Annotated in this window: 17 protein-coding genes; 8 read left to right on the forward strand and 9 right to left on the reverse strand. The window is 67.9% G+C overall.

Annotation, left to right across the window (positions count from 1 at the left end):
- The 4 genes from ACZ5ZX_RS11700 to ACZ5ZX_RS11715 are packed head-to-tail and all read left to right on the forward strand — an operon-like array spanning window position 1 to window position 4,968.
- Complete coding sequence (locus tag ACZ5ZX_RS11700; RefSeq protein ID WP_465501943.1) at window positions 1-1,905, forward strand: AMP-binding protein; 1,905 nt, start codon at window positions 1-3, stop codon at window positions 1,903-1,905.
- A 30-nt stretch (window positions 1,906-1,935) separates the two neighbouring features.
- Complete coding sequence (locus tag ACZ5ZX_RS11705; protein WP_465501944.1) at window positions 1,936-2,964, forward strand: methyltransferase; 1,029 nt, start codon at window positions 1,936-1,938, stop codon at window positions 2,962-2,964.
- A complete protein-coding gene (locus tag ACZ5ZX_RS11710; protein WP_465501945.1) occupies window positions 2,961-3,950 on the forward strand; it encodes an acyltransferase domain-containing protein in 990 nt (329 codons plus the stop codon). Before ACZ5ZX_RS11705 ends, ACZ5ZX_RS11710 begins: the two co-directional genes overlap by 4 nt.
- A complete protein-coding gene (locus ACZ5ZX_RS11715; RefSeq protein ID WP_465501946.1) occupies window positions 3,934-4,968 on the forward strand; it encodes a methyltransferase in 1,035 nt (344 codons plus the stop codon). Before ACZ5ZX_RS11710 ends, ACZ5ZX_RS11715 begins: the two co-directional genes overlap by 17 nt.
- 197 nt (window positions 4,969-5,165) lie before the next feature.
- Here the strand turns inward: ACZ5ZX_RS11715 and ACZ5ZX_RS11720 are convergent, their stop codons facing one another.
- The 7 genes from ACZ5ZX_RS11720 to ACZ5ZX_RS11750 are packed head-to-tail and all read right to left on the reverse strand — an operon-like array spanning window position 5,166 to window position 11,223.
- On the reverse strand, window positions 5,166-5,879 hold the full coding sequence (locus tag ACZ5ZX_RS11720; RefSeq protein ID WP_465501947.1) for a methyltransferase: 714 nt from the start codon (window positions 5,877-5,879) through the stop codon (window positions 5,166-5,168).
- A 39-nt stretch (window positions 5,880-5,918) separates the two neighbouring features.
- Window positions 5,919-6,719, reverse strand: coding sequence for an aromatase/cyclase (locus ACZ5ZX_RS11725; protein WP_465501948.1), 801 nt, complete (start codon window positions 6,717-6,719; stop codon window positions 5,919-5,921).
- The gene (locus ACZ5ZX_RS11730) at window positions 6,716-7,162 is read right to left on the reverse strand and encodes a PPOX class F420-dependent oxidoreductase (RefSeq protein WP_465501949.1); all 447 of its coding nucleotides are present in this window, start codon (window positions 7,160-7,162) and stop codon (window positions 6,716-6,718) included. The genes ACZ5ZX_RS11725 and ACZ5ZX_RS11730 overlap by 4 nt, the downstream gene beginning before the upstream one ends.
- Window positions 7,163-7,180: 18 nt before the next feature.
- The gene (locus tag ACZ5ZX_RS11735; protein WP_465501950.1) at window positions 7,181-8,197 is read right to left on the reverse strand and encodes an aldo/keto reductase family protein; all 1,017 of its coding nucleotides are present in this window, start codon (window positions 8,195-8,197) and stop codon (window positions 7,181-7,183) included.
- Window positions 8,197-9,225 (reverse strand): class I SAM-dependent methyltransferase, encoded by a 1,029-nt coding sequence (locus tag ACZ5ZX_RS11740; RefSeq protein WP_465501951.1) that lies wholly within the window; start codon window positions 9,223-9,225, stop codon window positions 8,197-8,199. Before ACZ5ZX_RS11740 ends, ACZ5ZX_RS11735 begins: the two co-directional genes overlap by 1 nt.
- The gene (locus ACZ5ZX_RS11745; RefSeq protein ID WP_465501952.1) at window positions 9,222-10,766 is read right to left on the reverse strand and encodes an FAD-dependent monooxygenase; all 1,545 of its coding nucleotides are present in this window, start codon (window positions 10,764-10,766) and stop codon (window positions 9,222-9,224) included. The genes ACZ5ZX_RS11740 and ACZ5ZX_RS11745 overlap by 4 nt, the downstream gene beginning before the upstream one ends.
- A gap of 13 nt (window positions 10,767-10,779) precedes the next feature.
- Entirely contained in the window at window positions 10,780-11,223 is a 444-nt protein-coding gene (locus tag ACZ5ZX_RS11750; RefSeq protein ID WP_465501953.1) for a nuclear transport factor 2 family protein, read from the reverse strand.
- A gap of 318 nt (window positions 11,224-11,541) precedes the next feature.
- Here ACZ5ZX_RS11750 and ACZ5ZX_RS11755 point away from each other — a divergent pair, with 318 nt between their 5' ends.
- Window positions 11,542-12,285 carry an AfsR/SARP family transcriptional regulator gene (locus tag ACZ5ZX_RS11755; protein ID WP_465501954.1) on the forward strand — a complete coding sequence of 248 codons (744 nt, stop codon included), beginning with the start codon at window positions 11,542-11,544 and terminating at the stop codon, window positions 12,283-12,285.
- Between the two features lie 62 nt (window positions 12,286-12,347).
- On the opposite strand, the gene ACZ5ZX_RS11760 is transcribed toward ACZ5ZX_RS11755, so the two are convergent.
- Both ACZ5ZX_RS11760 and ACZ5ZX_RS11765 read right to left on the reverse strand, forming a co-directional pair.
- On the reverse strand, window positions 12,348-13,316 hold the full coding sequence (locus ACZ5ZX_RS11760; RefSeq protein ID WP_465501955.1) for a ParB/RepB/Spo0J family partition protein: 969 nt from the start codon (window positions 13,314-13,316) through the stop codon (window positions 12,348-12,350).
- Between the two features lie 699 nt (window positions 13,317-14,015).
- Window positions 14,016-15,557 carry an FAD-dependent monooxygenase gene (locus tag ACZ5ZX_RS11765; RefSeq protein ID WP_465501956.1) on the reverse strand — a complete coding sequence of 514 codons (1,542 nt, stop codon included), beginning with the start codon at window positions 15,555-15,557 and terminating at the stop codon, window positions 14,016-14,018.
- 164 nt (window positions 15,558-15,721) lie between these two features.
- On the opposite strand from ACZ5ZX_RS11765, the gene ACZ5ZX_RS11770 reads away from it, so the two are divergent.
- The 3 genes from ACZ5ZX_RS11770 to ACZ5ZX_RS11780 all read left to right on the forward strand — a co-directional run bounded on the left by ACZ5ZX_RS11770 (window position 15,722) and on the right by ACZ5ZX_RS11780 (window position 18,999).
- Window positions 15,722-16,993, forward strand: coding sequence for a cation:proton antiporter (locus ACZ5ZX_RS11770; protein ID WP_465501957.1), 1,272 nt, complete (start codon window positions 15,722-15,724; stop codon window positions 16,991-16,993).
- Between the two features lie 177 nt (window positions 16,994-17,170).
- Window positions 17,171-18,340: a sensor histidine kinase gene (locus tag ACZ5ZX_RS11775; RefSeq protein ID WP_465501958.1), complete on the forward strand. Its 1,170-nt coding sequence runs from the start codon at window positions 17,171-17,173 to the stop codon at window positions 18,338-18,340.
- A complete protein-coding gene (locus tag ACZ5ZX_RS11780; RefSeq protein WP_465501959.1) occupies window positions 18,337-18,999 on the forward strand; it encodes a response regulator in 663 nt (220 codons plus the stop codon). The genes ACZ5ZX_RS11775 and ACZ5ZX_RS11780 overlap by 4 nt, the downstream gene beginning before the upstream one ends.
- The last annotated feature ends 24 nt before the right edge of the window (window positions 19,000-19,023 follow it).

A 19,023-nucleotide genomic window follows, 5' to 3' on the forward strand; every position in this document is an offset into this window, starting at 1 on the left:
GTGCGGCAGGAAACGTCCGGGCTGGTGGCGGTGGGTGCCCCGCTGGCGTCGATCGAGTCCCTGATCGGCGGGCCGAGGATCGACGACCTGCTGCGGACCGCGGCCGCCCGCGTACCGGACCGGTGGGCCGTGCGGGCGCCGGGACTCGACCTGACCTACCGCCGGCTGGACGGGCGGGTGTCTTCCTGCGCAGCGGCGTTGCGTGAGCTGGCCGGGCCTGGCGGCGTCGTGGCGCTGGCCGCGGTTCTCGATCCGGTGTTCCCGGTGACGTTCTTCGGCGCGGTGCGGGGGGCCACCGTGCCGGCCCTGGTGAATCCCCTGCTGCGAGGGGAAGGGCTCTCCCATGTCCTGAGGCTGTGCGGGGCTCGGGTCGCGGTCATTCCGCCCGAGGTGTACCGGCGGCTCTTACCTTTCCTTGGGGCACTTCCGGACCTGCGGACGATCATCCTCACCCGGCGGGACCCCGGTCTCGAATTGTCCACTGTGGAGGATCTGCTCGACTCGTCGGCGCGTCCGGCCCCCACCCCCACCGCCGCGCCGGAGGACACGGCCTGCCTGCAGTTCACCAGCGGGACCACCGGACCGCCGAAGGCCGTCCGGCTCTCCCACCGCAATCTACTGGTGAATGCGGCACAGACCGCCGCCGCGCACCGCCTCGACGGCTCGTCCGTGCTCTTCGACTTCCTGCCGACGTTCCACCTGATGCACGCGACGATCAGCGTCGCCGCCGCGGGCACCCTCGTGCTCTGGCCGCGTGACGACGAGGTCGAGGCGATCGGCGCTGCGGACCGGTTCGGGGCCACCCACTTCTACAGCCTCCCGGTGCGGATGTCCCGGCTGGCCAAGGATCCCCGGCTGGCGGGGTTGCGGGTGCCGAGCCTGCGGGCCTTTCTCTGCGGCGGCTCGGCGTTGCCGCCCGCCACCACCCGCGCGCTCGTGGGACAGTTCGGTGTCGCGGTGGCGCAGGGCTACGGCCTGCAGGAGACGTCGCCGTCCACCCACTTCGACGACCTCGACGCGCCGACCGTCGGTTCGTCGGGCCTGCCGGTGGCCGGGACCGAATGCCGGATCGTCGAGGTCGGCGGCCGGACCGTGCTCCCGCCGGGGGAGCGCGGCGAAGTCCAGGTACGCGGTCCGCAGGTGATGGCCGGTTACCTCGGGCGCGCCGACGGGGCGGACGTCGACGCGGACGGTTGGTTCGCCACCGGCGACATCGGCCGTCACGACGACAGCGGCAGGCTTTTCGTCGTCGACCGCATCAAGGACGTCTTCAAATGCGACAACTGGCTGGTCTCGCCGACCGAGATCGAGCGCGTATTGCTCCGCCATCCCGGTGTGGCCGACTGCGCTGTCGTCGACTATCCGGACGAGCTCAGCGGCGCCGTCGCGTACGGGCTGATCGTCCCGGCCGCGCCAGGACTCGACGTGGCCGAGGTCGCCGAGTATGTCGCCACCCGGTTGCCCTACTACGAACATCTCCGTCACGTCGAGCTGGTCGACGAGATCCCGAGGTCACCGACCGGGAAGGTCGCTCGCCGCGAACTGCGCGAGCGACTGGTCCGCGCCGGGAACGGAAACCCCCACCAGGAAGAGGAGCAGAGAATGTACACGTTCATCAACCGCTTCACCGTCAACGGCGACAGCGAAGAATTCGAGCAGGTGCTGCAGGAGATCACCGAGTACATGGCCGCACAGCCGGGTTTCCGGTCCTATCACCTGTACCGCTCGGCCACCGACGCCAAGGTCTACGTGGAGACCGCGGTGTGGGAGGACGCCGCCGCGCACAAGGCCGCGATCAGTGGCGAAGGCTTCCGCGGTCCGGTCAAGCGGGTACTGGGGCTCGCCAAGGCCGACGCGGCGCCGTTCGAACTGGTCAAGCGCACCGAGGCGGTCGCCGCGAGCTGAGCCCCCCGTTCCGGAGGAGAAGGGAAGCCCATGACCAGCACGGTACCCACACTGCCGCCCGCGGTGAGCCGGATGCGGGAGCTCGCGCACAGCGCCGCGTGCGCGGCGGCGATCCGGGCCGCCATCCGCCTCGGCCTGCCGGACGCGCTCGGCGACACTCCGGCCACCGCTGAGGAACTCGCGACGGCGGTACGTGCCGACCCCGGCGCGTTGCGGCGGCTGCTCCGGGCCTTGACCAGCCACGAGATCTTCGCCGAGGACAACGGCAGGTTCGTCCACACCGAGACGTCGAGGCTGCTGCGCGAGGACGCGCCACGGGGGGTGAAGTACAACGCCCTGTGGGCGACCGAACCGTGGACGTGGGAACTGTGGCCCCGGCTCGACGAGGCGATCCGCACCGGCCGCAGCGTGTTCCCCACGCTGCACGGGAAGGACTTCTTCGCCCATCTCCACGCCGAGGCACCCGAGTCCGCGGCGGTGTTCGATCGGGCGATGACGCAGTCGAGCAGGCTGTCGAACGTGGCGGTCGCCGACGTGCTCGACGTCGGCGGTGTCGGTGTGCTCGCCGACATCGCGGGCGGGCAGGGACAGGTACTGGCCACCTTGCTGGAGCGGCATCCCGGACTGCGTGGTGTGCTGTTCGACCTGCCGGGCGTGGTCGCGGGCGCGGATCCGCGACTCGCGGAGGGCGGCACGCTGAGCGAGCGCGCCCGGCTGGTACCGGGCGACTGCCTCGAATCAATCCCTGTCGAAGCCGATCTGTACCTGTTCAAGAACATTCTCGAATGGAGTGACGAGAGCACGGTGCTCGCGCTGCGCAACGCCGCGGCCGCCGCCCGCCCCGGCGCGCGGGTGGTGATCATCGAGAATCTCGTCGACGAAAGCCCGGAACCACGGTTCACCACCGCGATGGATCTGTTGCTGTTACTCAACGTCGGCGGCAAGAAGCATACGAAGGAGGGACTGCTCGGTCTGGTCCGTGAAGCCGGGCTGAGTGTCGCCGGCGTCCGACCGGTCAACTCGTACCTGCACCTGATCGAGACGATTGTCCCGGCGTGACCCGGATCGCCCTGCTCCTGCCAGGGCAGGGCGCGCAGCAGCCGGGGATGGCGACGGAGCTTTACGGTACCGAGCCTGTCTTCACCGCCGTGATGGACGAGTTCTTCACCGAACTCGGCGCCGACGGCGCCTTGTTACGCGCCGACTGGCTGGCCATCCGCCCGGCCGTCCCGATCGACGACGCGTCCCGCGCCCAGCCCCTGCTGTTCGCCATCGGCTACGCGGTCGGCCGCACGTTGCTCGACCGCGGACATCGGGTTTCGGCGCTGCTCGGGCACAGCGTGGGTGAACTGGCCGCCGCCGCGCTGGCAGGCGTCTTCGACCTGCCAAGCGCGGCGGTGATCATGCGGGCAAGGTCGGCGGCGCTCCGCGGTGCCGCCGCCGGCGGTCTGCTGGCCGTCGCGGCGAAGCCGGAGCGGCTCGCCGGGTGGGTGAGGGAGACCGACCCGGTGATCGGGGCCGTCAACGCACCGGGCCAGACGGTGCTGTCTGGGTCCGAACCCGCCTTGCGTGTCGTGGAGGAGTCGCTGAGGAAGGCGGGGATCGGCTGCCGACGCGTCGGGGCCCTGCAACCGTTCCACAGTCCGGCCCTCGCGGACGCGGCCGAGGTCTTCGAGAAGGGGATCTCGGCGGTGCCACTGAGGGCGCCCCGGATTCCGATCTGGTCGGCGAAGACCGGCGAACTGCTCCAGCCCGGCCAGGCTCTCACACCGGGGTTCTGGGCGCGGCAGATCGCCGAGCCTGTCCTGTTCGACCGCGCTCTCGACGCCCTGCTCGGCGCGGGAACGGATGTGATCGTCGAATCCGGGCCGGGCAACACCCTCTCGATGCTGGCCCGGCGGCATCCGCTCGTCCGGGGTCGCCGGATCCCGGTGATCCCGTTGCTGCCACCTGCCGCGCATGGATGGCCCGAAGCGATCGGCGAGCTCTCGGATTTCCTCGAACAGCGAGACAAGGAAAGGGAATGTCATGACGATGAACGGTGACCGGGTGACCGACGCGGTGTCGATCTTCCGGCTCAATCACGGTTTCGCACAGTCGAAGCTGCTGCACAGCGCGGTCGAGATCGGCCTGTTCGAACTGCTCGCCGACGGCCCGGCGGCCGAACCGGAGATCCGGGCCCGGCTCGAACTGCATCCGAGGCTGACGCGCGATTTCCTGACCGCGCTGGTCGCGCTCGGTCTGCTGGAACGGAAAGGTGAGCGCTACGCCAACACCAAGGTGACAGCGGACCATCTGGTGCCCGGCGGGTCACTCTACCTCGGGGGCCGGGTGAAGGCGGCCAGTAAACGGCACTTCCCAGGGTGGGCCAAGCTCACCGAAGCGTTGCGCGACGGCGAGCAGAAGGCCGGTGTCGAAGATCCGGACCTTTTCGAGGCGCTCTACACCGACCCGGTGAAGACCAAGGGACTGCTCGACCACATCGACGCGAACATCTCACTCGTCGGCCCCCAGCTGGCGGCCTTCGTGGACTGGTCGGCGTACAAGTCCTTCGTGGACGTCGGGGGATCGCGAGGGAGGCTGGCCTCCCACCTGGTCACCGCGCATCCGCATCTGACGGGAACGGTCTTCGAGCTTCCCGCCGTCGAACCGTACTTCCGGGAACTGATCACGGAACTCGGGCTGACGGACAAGGTCCGCTATCACGCGGGCGACGCCTTCACCGATCCGCTGCCCGAGAGCGACGTGATGATCTTCGGTCACGTGTTGCACGACTGGCCGGTACCGCAGCGTCTGGAACTGTTGCAGCGGGCCCGTCAGGCGGTCCGTCCCGGCGGGGTGGTGATGGTCTACGACCAGATGCTGGACGAGGAGAATCCCGATCTGCACTGTTTCATCGGCAGCCTGAACGTCGCGCTCAACACCACCGGCGGTTCGGACTACACCGTGGCCGAGTGTCGCGAATGGATGGAGAAGGCCGGACTGACCTATGTGGCCGCACAGCGATTCCCGCGTGGCACCAGCACCGTGGTGGTGGGCCGCCGGGAAGAAGGGGACAACTGACCGTCGGTCTTCGGCAACCTGGGGCCGACGTGAATGAGCGGGGAAGATTCCGGACGTTCAACGTCCGGAATCTTCCCCGCTCGGGGTCTGTCAGAGATCCGTGGCCGACCTGGGGTTCATCAACGGAGGATCGGGGACGCTGACGTCCCCGATCCTCCGTCGTCGATACCGGCATCCGCCCGTCAGGCTGGGTCCACTCAGGACAGACGATAGGTGAAGAAGTCCACCTGCATCCCGGCGACATACCTGCTGTGCTGGGACACCGTGTCTCTCCGGAACCCCTCTTCGTCGGTGAGTTTCCGTAGGTAGTCCAGGTCGCCGGCGGTGCCGAAGAAGATCAGCATCCGCCCCTTGTCACTGAGGTGCGCGCGAGCCTGGCGCACGAACCTCGTCAACGCGGCGTAGTTCTCGTCCGTGGTGGCGGATTCGAACACGTTCCGTGCGGCGAACCAGCGGAACGGCGGGTTGAAGATGATCAGATCGAACACGCCGTCGACATCGTCGAAGATGTCGCTGTGGCGCACCTCGACCCGGTCTCCCACACCGTTCCGGTCGGCGTTGTCCCGGGCGGCCGCCAGCGAATGCGGGTTGATGTCGACGGCGAGGACCCGCGACGCCTTGCTCGCCGCGAGAATGCCGTTGACCCCGCAGCCGGTGCCCATGTCCAGTACTCGGTCGCCTTCCTGGACTTCGGCGAGAATCGCCTCACCGAGCAAGTAGGAGACCGGCCCGATACCCAGGACCTGTGGCGGGACCACCAGATCCAAGCCGAGAAACGAGAAGGTCTGCTCACATTCGGCCGCCGCGCTGCCCCGGTCGACCAGGGATTTGTGCAGCTCCCAGATGTGTTCGGCACGTTCTTGCGGCATCAGTGGCCGGTAGGCGTCCGGTTTGGCCTGTTCCAGATCCATGGTTCTCCTGAGTCCTCTCGCGGAACACGAAGCGGCGAGTCAGGCCTTGGCGGCGAAACGCGCGACGATCTCCTGCAGGTTCTTCTCCGACTTGCCGGCGACCTTCCTGCCGGTCTTCTCCACGAGGCCGGGGTCAAGGTCCACCGGAAGCACGATGGTGTTGCCGACCAGGACCTCGACCTCGGAGCCGTGCTCGGTGAGCCGGTATTCGCCGGTGAGCGAATACAAGTCACCGGGCAGTCCGGCCCGCCATTTGTGCAGGATGCGGTTCGGCGCCTTGAGCACCCGCGCGTACTTCGACTCGTCGGCGGTCTCGCCGAGGAGGTACTCGTACACCTCGTCGATCGTGGCCTTCACCCGTGCGGTGCGGTCCGCGGTGAAGGTCCGGTCCCGCAGTGTCGCGATGTTCGCCGCGAGCCAGCGGAAGTGCTCGAGCACTTCGGGAACGTTGCGATCCATGTGCTCGGACACCTTCTTGACGGCCGTGGCGTCGTCGTCGGCGATCTCGAAGCCGTGACGGGTGCGGACCAGCGTTCCGTCTTCACCGTCGGGTAGGAACGTCCATTCGGCGACCATGGACCGGATCGGCGCCGCCGGATCGACGTGCGCGTAGGAGATCTTCCGCCCCTCGCGATCGAGCGAGCGCCGTACCCGCCACGATTTGACCTGGTCGCCGTCGATGACCCAGCGGTCGATCAGATCGTCGCCACCCTCCTGTCCGACGGTCTCGGCGAACAGATGCGTCGGGTAGTACAGATGGTTCTGCTCCTGGGCGGCGAGAAGGTCGAACAGGTCGCCCGCCGGGGCAGGCACGTGGACTTCATGGATCAGCTCGGTCATTTCTCCTCACTTCTCCCCGCGATCGGGGTCGGCGACGCGGGGCGGATGCCCCGCGCGTGGGTACCGTCTTGCCAAGGGGCCTCGATGCCCCACGAGACGATCCGGTGTGGGGTGATCCGGATCATCTCGTCGGCGACGACGTCGTTGAACCGCTTGCCGCCGTGGGCGAGTGCTTCGGCGGTGCCGCGGATCTCGATGCCCCGCGGGGTCCACGGGTCGATCGGATCCACGTCGTCGACCACGAACGCGACCAGCGCGTTGCGCCGCACGTCGCGGTATTTCCGGCTGGCCCCCATGCCGAGCCCGCCGATGTCGATCGTCCCGAGTGCGGCGTTGTAGTGGACGCCGACCGGAACGTTGTGCGGCTCGCCGTTCTCGCCGACGGTGGCGAGCCTGCCGAGGCGCTGGGAGCGCAGGTAAGCGATCTCCTTTTCGGTGAACACCGGCCTTCTCCTCTGTCCTCAGCGAAGCCGCGAGGCCGGCCCGAGCGGGTCCCTGGTCAGGACGGGATCTCGCCGGACGACCGGTTCCACCACCTCGTCGATGAGCTTCAGAAGGTCGTCGTCGAGCTTCACCGACAGGGCCCCGACGTTGTCCGTCAGCTGCTCCGGCCTGGTCGCGCCCAGGAGGGCACACGACACGGCCGGGTTCTTCAGCACCCACGCGATCGCCAGTCGCGGCAGGGTGAGCCCCGCTTCGGAGGCCAGAGGTGCGAGACTGCGGACCGCGGTGAGCACGGCGTCGTCGAGGTAGTTCCAGCGGTTGATCGACTGGGCGCCGATCGGTGACCGGGCGGCCCTGCTGTCCTGGGGGGCCGGGGTTCCCGGCGCGTATTTCCCCGTCAGCACACCGCCGGCCAGTGGCGACCACACCAGCTGGCCGATGCCCAGTTCCGTGCAGGCAGGGATCACCTCCGCCTCGATCACGCGCCACAGCAGCGAGTACTGGGGCTGATTGGAGATCAGCGGAACACCGAGCTCGCGGGCGAGGGCGGCGGCTGCCTTGATCTCCTCCGCCGGCCACTCGGAGACCCCGACGTAGAGCACCTTTCCCGCCGTCACGAGGTCCGCGAAGGCGCGCATGGTCTCCTCAAGCGGTGTGTCCGGGTCGAATCGATGTGCCTGGTAGAGGTCGATGTGGTCGGTGTTCAGCCGCCGGAGTGAGCCGTGCAGCGATTCGGAGATGTGTTTGCGGGACAAGCGACCCGCATTCGGATCGTCCCTTTTGGACCGGCCGACCTTGGTGCACAGCACCAGATCGTCACGCCGGTTCCGGCCGAGCGCCCGGCCGAGGATCTCCTCGGCCCGGCCCGCGGCGTAGGCGTCCGCGGTGTCGAAAGTGGTGATACCGGCGTCGAGGGCCGCGTGAACACAGGCGAAGGACACCCGTTCGTCCACTTGTTCGCCGTGCGTGAGCGCGTTGCCGTAGGCGAGCCTGCTCACCATCAGGCCGCTCTTGCCCACTGAGGTGTACTCCATCAGCCGATCCCTTCGCTGGCAACGGATGTCTGCTGGGTGGCGACAAGGACCCGGACCGGGAGAGAGCCGACCGGCAGGACCTCGGGTTGGCCGAACCCGGTGGTGGCGAGTAATTCCCGGTAGGTCGCGACCGAATGTGCCTCGCCGCCGGTGGTCCAGGCCAGCATCAGCAGCGACAGCAGATGTGCTTCTGCCTCTTCCGACGGCGGCCGTTCGCCGGTCACGAATCCCGTCAGCACCAGCCGCCCACCGGGCGCGAGGACCGCGGCGAACCGGCGCAGCAGCTCCGCGCAGCGTTCCGGGGAGAACAACGGAAGGAGGTTGGCCGCCACGACGACGTCGTAAGGCCCGCCGAGTGGCGCGGTGAACGCGTCACCGGGCAGGAACTCCGCACGATCGGCGACATCGAGCTTCTCCGCCTGTGCCCGCGCGGCGGGGAGTACGTCCGCCCAGTCGATCCCGGTCATCCTGGCGTGGGCGAACCGTTCGGTGAACAACAGCCCGAACAACGCGTGACCGCAGCCGGCGTCGAGCAAACGCGGTGCGGCGCGGTCCATGACCCAAGGTGCCAGGGCGTCGAGGACGACGTCGATGGTGCTCTTCGTGACGAACGTGGCCTGCGCGGCGAAGTCCTGCCAGTAGGCGAAGCCGGGGTTGGTGGCCAACGGCGGCCCACCCGTCCGCGTCAGCGTCGCGAGATCACGCATCGCGTCCCATTCCGCGTCACTGACGAGGAGTTTCACGGCTCCTCCTCGGAACGTGGGGCTGGTGCTCACCAGCAGTTCGCCCCCTTCGGGCAGGACGAACTCGTCACCTTCGCATTCGAGGAGACCGGTCGCGGCCAGAGCGCCGAGCAGGATGCCGGTCCGCCGTTCGTCGGTGCCGAGGGACTTCGCGATCGAACGCGCGTCGGCAGGCCCGTCGGCGACAGCGTCGAAAACCGCGAGTTCGAGCGCCGCCTTGAGAAGACTGGTCCGCTTGTACGCCTGGAGTGTCTCGACGAGAGAGCGTTGGGTGAAGGTGGTCATGCCGGCTCCTTCCGGGCCGTCGAACGCGCGGTGGGAACGCCGAACCAGCCGCGCAGGGCGCGGTCGAGTCCGGCCGGTGTGCCGTGGTGATCGCCGGTGGTGGCCGCCCACGCGGTGTAGCCGTCGGGCCGGATCAGCAGCGCTTCGACATCCGCGAGCACACGGTCGTGCTCTTCCGGTTCGGCTGTGACGACGTCGACCCGATCCGCCCAGCCGGCGGCGTACTCGCCGTACCGGTGGGGGTTGCCCAACTGCAGGAGAACCGCGCGGCCGGTGTGGAGCAGCTCTGCGAGCCGCCGCGAACCGGCCTCGGTGAGGAGCCGGACGTCCGGGGCGAACCGGCCGACGAGCGGTGAGGTCGCGTCCGGGAACTCGTACCGGACCCGGTACCCGCTGGAGAGCTCGGTCATGTGCAGCCTGACCTCGTCGAGTTCCATCAGCTCGGCGAACACCTCGCGGAGCGGATCGGTTCCCTCGTCCGTCCGCATCAAGGCGAGCTGTGCCCGCGTGGTGCGCAGGACGGCCTCGGCGACGGGACGCCGCTCGGCGGGGTAGGTGGTGAGCAACTCGCCGGTGGCGTGGCCGCCGATCACCGTGGCGAGTTTCCAGCCGAGGTTCACCGCGTCCTGCAGGCCGATGTTGAGGCCGGGCCCTCCGGCGGGGAAATGGATGTGCGCGGCGTCGCCCGCCAGCAGCACCCGGTCCGAGATGTAGTCGTCGGCGATCCTGGAGGCGTCGCTGAACCGGGAGATCCAGGTCGGCTCGGCCATCGGCACCGGGTGGCCGAGAATGTCCTCGACTTTTCGCTCCAGGTCGCGGAGCGTCGGTTCGGCCGCCCCGCCGGTTTCGGGCCCGGCGAAGTCGAGGGTCACGACCCGGGTGAAGGCGGACTTCGGGTAGGGGAGCATCAGCGTCCAGCCGCGCCGGGTACGCCGCCAGCCCTTCGGTGCGTGTTCGGGGTCGCCCAGAACCAGCTCGCCGGTCATCCCGGCCACCGTCGCCGGGGTGCCGGGGAACCCGATCCCGGCCAGCTTCCGCACCGTGCTGGCGCCGCCGTCACAGCCGACCAGGTACCGCGCCCGCAAGGTGCGTGCCCTGGCGCCGGTGGAATGGACGATCACCCCGTCTTCGGTCCGGGTGAACCCGGTGACCTCCTGACCGCGGTGCAGGACGACGCCGAGCTCCGCGGCCCGTTCGGTGAGCAGGCGCTCGGTGACGGTCTGCGGCATGAAGGCCAGGTGCGGTACATCGGTGTCCAGCAGGGCGAAATCGATCCCGGGGATCCCGGCGAAATGCGAACCGGTCCGCCTGCCGTTCGGGCCGATGCCCAGCACTTCCCGTTGCGCGGCCAGGAAGCGGTCCAGCAGGCCACGCCGGTCCAGGGTCTGCGCTGTCCGGACGTGGAGTGACAGCGCCCTGGACTGCCGTGTGGGTTCCGGTAGCCGTTCGAGCACGACCGTTCCGACGCCGTACAGCCTGAGTTCGCAGGCGAGCATCAGCCCCACCGGCCCACCGCCGGCGATCACCACGTCTGTGTCCACGGTTGCCCGCCCCTCAGGCCGCGGTGGTCTTCTCGACCATCGCGACCAGTTCGGTGAGCTTCCCGTTCGCCGCGGCAAGGGCCAGGTGGTTGTGGTAGTCGCGGGACGAGACGATCAGACCGTCGCGGACGCGCATGACGACCAGGTTCGGCAGCCGGATGGTCATCCCGGTCTCGGTGTCGAGCAGGTCGTAATCCCATTCGGCGACGATCACCTCGGGATCGGTCGTCTCATGCACGAAAGTGTTGTGCGCCTTGAGTTTTATCCGGTCCGTGACCCGGCGGTCGAAGAACGCCCGCAGCTGTTCACGGCCCTTCCACTTGCTCTGCCCGACGCCGAAGACGTGCTCGACTTCGGCGTCCTCGGCGTAGAAGTCGGCGACCTCGCCGCGGCCGCCGTTCTGGATGCTCTGCTGGACCTTGGCGAAGATCTCGCGAGGAGAGGGTGTCGCGGGCATGATGGCTCCCGGGAAGTGGGGACGAATTCGCTTATGTCGCTTTCAGAGCCGCGATAGAGGAATCTTGCGACAATTCTCGACCGGTGCTCGAAGGTCGACCGTACGGAAGCGCGGAAGCGTCCGTCAAGCCGCGTCGAGCGCCTGGCGGGACTTGACTTTTCCTTGCTTATAAGGCAATCCGGGGTGACAGCGTGCTACGGAGGAAATAGCTCGAACGTTCTCGATGTGCTGTACTGAATTCGCTTCACGGTCTTTTGGTTCGGTTCGCCGATTTCGGCGTTTCCGGTCGTCGAAGCTCGTGCAGAAACGGAGATGCGGATGGAATTCAGGCTATTGGGGCCGTTGTCGGTCATCGATCAGGGCCGGGTGCGTACGCCGACGGCGCCCAAGGTCAGGCAGATCCTGGGGTTGCTGCTGCTCCGGGTCAATCATGTGGTCACCATCGAGTCGGCGGTCGAGGAACTCTGGGGTGACCACCCGCCGAACAGCGCGATTCTGACCACGCGAACCTACGCCTACCTGCTCCGGAAGGCGTTTCCCGATTGGGCCATCGAAACGGTGCCGCTCGGGTATGTGCTCCACCTCGACGATTCCGGTCTGGACTTCAAACGGTTCGACCGGTTGTTCGCCGAGGCGCGGGCTTGTCATCAGGCAGGCCAGCTGGAAAGAGCGCGGCGCCTGCTCGACCAGGCGCTCGGTCTGTGGTCCGGTCCGGCACTGTCCAATGTGCCCTGTGGACGTGTGTTGGAAGGCATGCTCACGGCCTTGGAGGACAAGCGGATAGCCGCGCTGGAATTGCATGTCCGGTTACAGCTTTTGCTGGGGCGTCACCGCGAGGTCATCGCCGAGCTCCGGTCGCTCGTCGCGGACCACCCGTTCAACGAATGGTTCCACGCGCAGCTGATCTTCGCGCTGCATCTGGCGGGCCGCCGTGGCGAGGCGTTGCAGGCGTATCGCGATGTGTGCGGCCTGCTGAGCGAGGAGCTGGGCCTGGCGCCGTCGGTGGATCTTCAGCGAGTGCACCAAGACGTGCTGACCGCCACCGTGCGGCAACCGGCCTGATCCCCGGCCAGGGCGGCCGGCCGGGGATCAGGCCGGCCGCCCTGTCGCCCTGGCCGGGGCGCTCAGGTGCTCCCGTCCCGCCGCAGGAGGAATTCGAGCTGTTCGGCGAGCTGGTGCCAGTTATCGGCGTAGTCGCGCGCGAGTCCGGCGATCGGCGCCCGCCAATGCCCTGGGATCTGCCTGGCGAGAGCGTCCCATTCGTCTTCGTCGACGCTGTGGCTCTGCAGCAGCCGCACGAGTGTCCGGCCCGTCTCGGTGTACCGCACGGAGGGATCGTTGAGCAGGGCGCGGATCGTGGCCGTCCGGTTACGACCCGGCGGAGTGCCCGAGGCGGTGCCGATCCGCCGCGCGGAAGACTCCCGAAACCCGTTCTCGGCCTCCGGCGGAGGTTCCTTCCGCTGTCTTGGCGGAATCGGGTCGTCACCGCGGCGAAGCCGGTTCCGGACGTCTTTGGCCGTGGATACCGAAATCCCGGCGTCCTCCGCCACTTGCCGAATCGGCGCACTCGGATCGCGGCTGATCAGGTCGCTCGCCCGCCGTCGGCCATCGTCCTGCTGTACCGGCCGTTGCTTGCCATCGCGTCCTATTCGGACGGTCGACTGGGGAATATCCCCACTAGACCGCCGTCGCATCGCGCCAACGGTTTTGTGTGAGAGTCCCGTTCTCGACGCGATAGCGCGATCGGACCAATGCGGATGCGACCGAACGATCCGGTACGCCGCGGCCTTGCGGTCAGCCAGGGACAGCGGGAGCCCGTGCCGGACATTGGACTCGACGGCGATGACGAACGCTTCCGGTTCGGTGCCGTCGAAGAAACGTACTTCGATGTGGTCGTCGCCGCGCAGGCGCGCCGCGTGAAGCCGGTGCATCCCGTCGATGATCCGCATGGTCGGCCGGTGCACGATGATCGGCGGCAGGACCGCTCCGCTTTCCGCCAACGCCCGCGCGTGCTGGACGTCTTCGCCTTCACTGCGCGGCGAGTCCGCGGGGAGAAGGCGATCGATGCGAACTCTGGACGTCGATTCGTCCATCCCGTCTTGGGTGTCGAGACCGCAGTTGGAGCAGTCCGCCGGGTCGGTACCAGCCGCCGATTCACAACAGGATCCGGCTCGCCCTGGCATCCGTTAACCCCGGGTGGGTGTGATGCCGACGACCTCAGGTCGTGTTGGCGTGGACCGTGGATTCGCGGTCCGGACTCGGATTCCTGAAGTGGTTTCGAAGCGAGTACGTCTTCTGAACGCCATTGCGGTGGCTTTCCGCGAAAACACAAACCTACGCCCCCTTGATTCCCCAGTAACCGGGCAGGTCGCGCGGATTCGGGCGGTCGGGTGTGGTGCAGGCGCCCGTATTGGTCGCTCTCCCGGTTGGCCGAGCCGATACCCCAGTGGCGATCGACCTCTTCGCTCATGCCGAAAGTAGTGCGTTGGTCAAGTTACCTGGTTTCGGCGCGCCCGGTCAATGGTTTACCGGGCCAGGGAGTTCCCTGGTCGAGGCCAACTTTGGCGGAATGTCAAAATCTTCGGATTGCGTGCAATGTCCGATATGTGACGACTGGGTGGAGATGACTGTCCACGGTGTTACTTTGCGCGATATTCCTTTGCGTCGGTATACCCCGATTGTCGCAAGCGCGCTGTTTTACGGCTCCTGCGAGGCAATGTTTACTTGCGCTTTTACATCCAAGTCGCGGATATATTTTTGCGCAGAATCCGGTGTCGCGGTCTTCGCCGCCGTCAAGATCCGATGTCCTGGCCGTCGTGATTGGCGAAATCCGGTGCACCCGCGCCGAACCAGGTATCCAACGCGGTCCGAAGTGGCGTGGCGGGGGATCGGCCGGGACTTTTCGCCCACGCGACGATGCCGTCCGGCCGGACGAGCAGTGCGGTCGACCCGTCGAGGTCGGTGAACCGCACGGTGTGGCGCTCGACGTCCACTGGAAGGCCGGACATCGTCTCTTCGAGCGGCACATCTTGTCCCGCAAGGAAAACCGCGCGTCCGGCCCTGGTCAGGTCGCTGAGCCTGCCTGCTCCGTTCGGTGTGGTGAACCGGAGATCGGGACAGGGGCGGCCGATCAGGGGATGTCCGGACGCCGGATAGGGGAATTCGTGACGGAGGTCCAGACCGGTCAGCATTCCGGTGAAATAGCGGTTGACCTCAGGCAGGTCCATCAAGTCGCCGAGCAGGGCGCGCAGCGCGTCGACATGCGGTCCCGGGCGCATCAGTACCGACTGGGCGAGCGTGTTCGCCAGCACGGCGGCGGCGACCGGATGTCGTTCCGTCGTATAGCTTTCCAGCAGTCCGGCGGGTGCCGTGCCGCGGACCGTCGCGGCCAGCTTCCAGCCGAGGTTCGCCGCGTCCAGCAAGCCGAGGGTCAGCCCCTGGCCGCCATTGGGGGAATGGACGTGTGCCGCGTCCCCGGCGAGCAGCACCCGTCCGCGGCGATACGTGCTCACGTGCGCGGCGTAGTCGGTGAACTGCTGCGGCTCGCTCATCGCGGTCACGACGACGTCGTGGCCGCTTACCCGGCGGATGCTCTCCTGGAGGCCACGCGCGGTGAGCGGAGCCCGATCGCGTGCCTGCCCGTCGAATTCGAAGGTTCCTATGACGCCACGCTCGGCGTCATAGGAGTAGATGCCCGCCTCCGTTCGCCTCCGCCCGCTGGTCAGGGGCGCGCCTTCGGTCTCCACCTTGGCGATCCGGCCGATCAGCATGGGTTCGATCCCCGGGAAGTCGAAGCCGCCCAGGTTCCGCACGGTGCTGCGCCCACCGTCACAGCCGACGACGTACTCCGCGCTGACCTGCCGTTCGCCGTCCGGAGTTTCGACGGTCACCACGACGGAGTCGCCGGTGTCCGCCAAACCGGTGACCGTGTGCTCCCACAGCGGGATGAGGTCAAGCTCCGCGACGTACGCCGCGAGGACACGCTCCAGATCGCGCTGCCAGATCAACGCGCCTCTGCGCTCGGGTTCATCCGGAAGTACCGGTTCCACGCGGTGGATCCAGCCGAAGTGAAGCTTCTGAGCGGCGCCGCCCAATCCCGGCCGGTCGCGGCGAAGGTCTTCGAGTGCGGCTTCGTGGTACTGCGCCACGGCGTCGCCCAGGCCGCGGCGGGCGAGGGTCTCAAAAGCGACAGGGCCGATACCTCGTGCTTTGCGTTGGCCGGTCGGGCCGGGCAAGCGATCCAGCACCAGCGGCCGCAGGCCGCCCAGTCGTAGTTCCGCGGCCAGCAGCAGGCCGACCGGACCGGCGCCGACGACGATCACGGTGGCGTCCACGAGTTCCCTCCCCCGAGCATGGCGGACCTTGGCAAGGTCATCTTACGACCGGATTTGGTGCTCCTAACGGGTTCACGCCGTCGTAGCGGGGTTCGAACCCGACGCGAACGCGTCTCTTTACGGTTCGGCGATACCGGATCTCGTGCTGGAGGGAGCTCGTCCCGATGACCGCGTCGCAGATCGTCGCCCTGTTCCTCGACCTCGTGGTGGTGCTCGTGCTCGCCCGGGGGCTGGGAGCGCTGGCCAGGCGATTCGACCAGCCCGCGGTGATCGGGGAGATCCTCGCGGGGATCCTCCTCGGGCCGACGCTGTTCGCGGGAGCGGTGGCACGGGTCGTGTTCCCGGTGGACGTCCGGCCACTGTTGGGTTCGCTGGCGGACGTAGGTGTCGCCCTGTTCATGTTCCTGATCGGGCTGGATCTCGATCAGCGTGCGATGCGCGGCAAGATCAAGGTGACCGTGGGGGTTTCACTCGGTTCGATGCTCCTGCCCTTCGCGCTGGGTCTTCTCCTGTCACTGGGCATCAGCGAGCATGCCGGGCAGGGAAGCAGGCTCGGCTTCTCGCTCTTTTTCGGCATCGCGATGTCGGTGACGGCGTTTCCTGTACTGGCGAGGATTCTCGAAGATCGAGGTATGTCCCAGACCGCCGTCGGCAGGCTCGCGCTCTCCAGCGCCGCGTTGTGCGATGTCTTCGCCTGGGCGGGTCTCGCGGTGGTCGTCGTGCTGGCAGGTGGCAGCGGCCGGACGTCTTGGCGGGTCCTGCTGTTGTTGCCGTTCGTGGCCGTCCTGTTCTGGCTCGGGCGGCCGTTGCTGCGAAGACTTCTCGCCAGAGTCGAGAATTCACCGAAGAATCGGCTCGCCGTCGTCCTCGGCGGGTTGCTCGCCTGTGCGGCCTTCACCGAGTGGATCACCCTCCATTTCCTTTTCGGCGCGTTCCTGTTCGGACTGGTGATGCCCAGAGACGACGGCCTGCGGCGCACCATCACCGAGCGGATCGAGCCGGTCTCGGCAGTGCTCTTGCTACCGGTGTACTTCCTCGTGGCCGGGCTGAACGTGGACCTGACGACCATGGGGGCGGGCCGGCTTGTCGAGTTCGCCTGCATCCTCTTGGTCGCGGTGAGCGGCAAGGTCGTCGGCACCTTCGCCGCCGCACGGCTGAACCGCGTCGACACGCGCCAGGCGGGAACCCTGGCCGTGCTGATGAACACGCGTGGCCTGACCGAACTGATCATCCTCTCCGTGGGGCTCGAGCTGGATGTATTGGACAAGCCCCTGTACACGATGATGGTGATGATGGCGGTCGTGACGACCATGGCGACCGGCCCGATGCTCAGAGTCGCCTATCCCCGGAGTGAGTTCCTCGGAGCCGCGGGTCAGGGCCCTTTCCTTGACCGTGCTCGCCGGCCGAGGGCCGATTCTTCGTGGCCGACCGAATGAGGTCGACGCTCCAGAGGTGTCCGCTTCCGCGAATCCGGCTCTGATCGGTGGTCGCTCCCTGGCGAGCGGCGCGGAACCGGTTGTACCCGCCGCGCTGATCCGGAAGTCAACCTGTGCGGTAGGGATGTCGTCCCGGAGCCGGACGCGCCGTGGTCGTTTCGACGGCTATCGTTCCGTGTGCGCCCACCGACCTGGTTGAGAAAGATCGCCCCCGAGGTGGCCGACGCGGTACTCGCCGTGTTCATGATCGGGTTCACGGTCGAGGCGGGCTTCGCCGTCCATCTCCCGGGGTTCAGGCCGTTCGACGCGCTCGGTGTCGTGCTGAGTGTGCTGTTCAACGCGCCGCTGGCGGTTCGGCGCCGCGCGCCGCTGGCGGTCTTCGTCCTGCTGCTGGCCGGATGGGCCGGTTTACTCATACCCGGCTACTGGCCGGGCGTCACCGCGCTGGCACTGCTGCTCGGCCTGTACACCGTCGCCGCGCATCGGTCCCTTGCGGTGACCGCGGTATGCGCCGCGGCCACGCTGGCGGGCGAGATCTACGCGGCCTGTCATACGCAGCTGATCGGTTCGACGTGGACGGCGGTGTTCCAGAGCCTGCTGCTGACCGGCGTCGCGTGGGGTTTCGGCGCGAACGCGGGTCGGCTGGCCCAGCGCAACGGCCAGCTGCGCGTGCTGACCGGGCAGCTGCGCCGCGAGCAGGAAGACCGGGAGCGGCGGGCCGTCACGGAGGAGCGGGTCCGCACGGCACGCGAGCTGCACGACGTGGTGGCCCACCACATGTCGGTCATCGCGGTGCAGGCGGAAATGGCGCGATACGTGTTCGAGTCGGACCCAGCGGCCAGCCGGACGGCGCTGGAGGTCATCGGCCGCACCAGCAGCGAGGGCTTGGACGAACTGCGGCGCATGCTGACCGTGTTGCGGTCCGGCGAGGACGACGACACCTACGTACCCGCTCCCGGGTTGGAGGGACTGGAAGAACTGGCGGCGAGGGTCGGCGCGGCAGGGGTGCGCGTCGAGATCTCCGTGCGGGGGAAGGCGCGCTCGCTGCCGGACGGGGTGGGACTCTGCGTCTACCGTGTCGTGCAGGAGGCGCTGACCAACGTGGTCAAGCACGCCCGTCCGGCCAGGGCATGGGTGTCGCTGACCTACGGCGCGGAGGAAGTGTCGGTCCGGATCGCCGACGACGGCCGCTCCGAACGGTTCCAGGAGAGCGCCGGACACGGCATGATCGGCATGCGTGAGCGCGCCGAACTGTACGGGGGAACACTCGTGGCCGGCGCGGGCGCGGAAGGGGGTTTCGTGGTGACGCTGGTGCTTCCGCTGGCGGCTGGGGGAGTCGGTTCATGATCGAAGTGCTGGTCGTCGACGACCAGGATCTGGTCCGTGCCGGATTCGTCGCGCTGTTGCGGGTCGCGCCCGGCATCACGGTCGTCGGCGAGGCCGCCGACGGACAGGAGGCGGTGGATCTGGCGGCGCGGCTGCGGCCCGACGTCGTCTTGATGGACATCCGGATGCCGGGCACGAACGGGGTGGTCGCGACCGAACGCATCCTCGCCGCGGAAAGCGACCGTCCGACCCGTGTGCTGGTGCTGACGACGTTCGACCTGGACGAGTACGTGTACGCGGCGTTGCGGGCGGGGGCCTCGGGCTTCCTGTTCAAGGACGTCCGTGCGGAACGGCTGGTCGCCGCGATTCACACGATCGCGGCGGGGGAGCAGCTGTTCGCACCGTCCGTCATGCGGCGGCTGATCGAGGCCTACGCGAACCGGCCGGACCGGCCGGCCGCTCGCGGACCTGAACTGGACTGCCTCACCGCACGGGAGACCGAGGTGCTGCGCCTGGTCGGCAAAGGGATGACCAACGGCGGTATCGCCGGTGAGCTGGTGGTGAGCGAGTCCACGGTGAAGACGCACGTGAACCGCGCGATGACGAAACTCGGCCTCTCCAGCCGCGCGCAGATCGTCGCACTGGCCTACGAATCCGGTCTCGTCAAGCCGGGGGCCTGAGGCTTCCGGAAGGCGGTCCCGGAA

It is taken from the genome of Amycolatopsis sp. NPDC033938 (assembly GCF_055575975.1).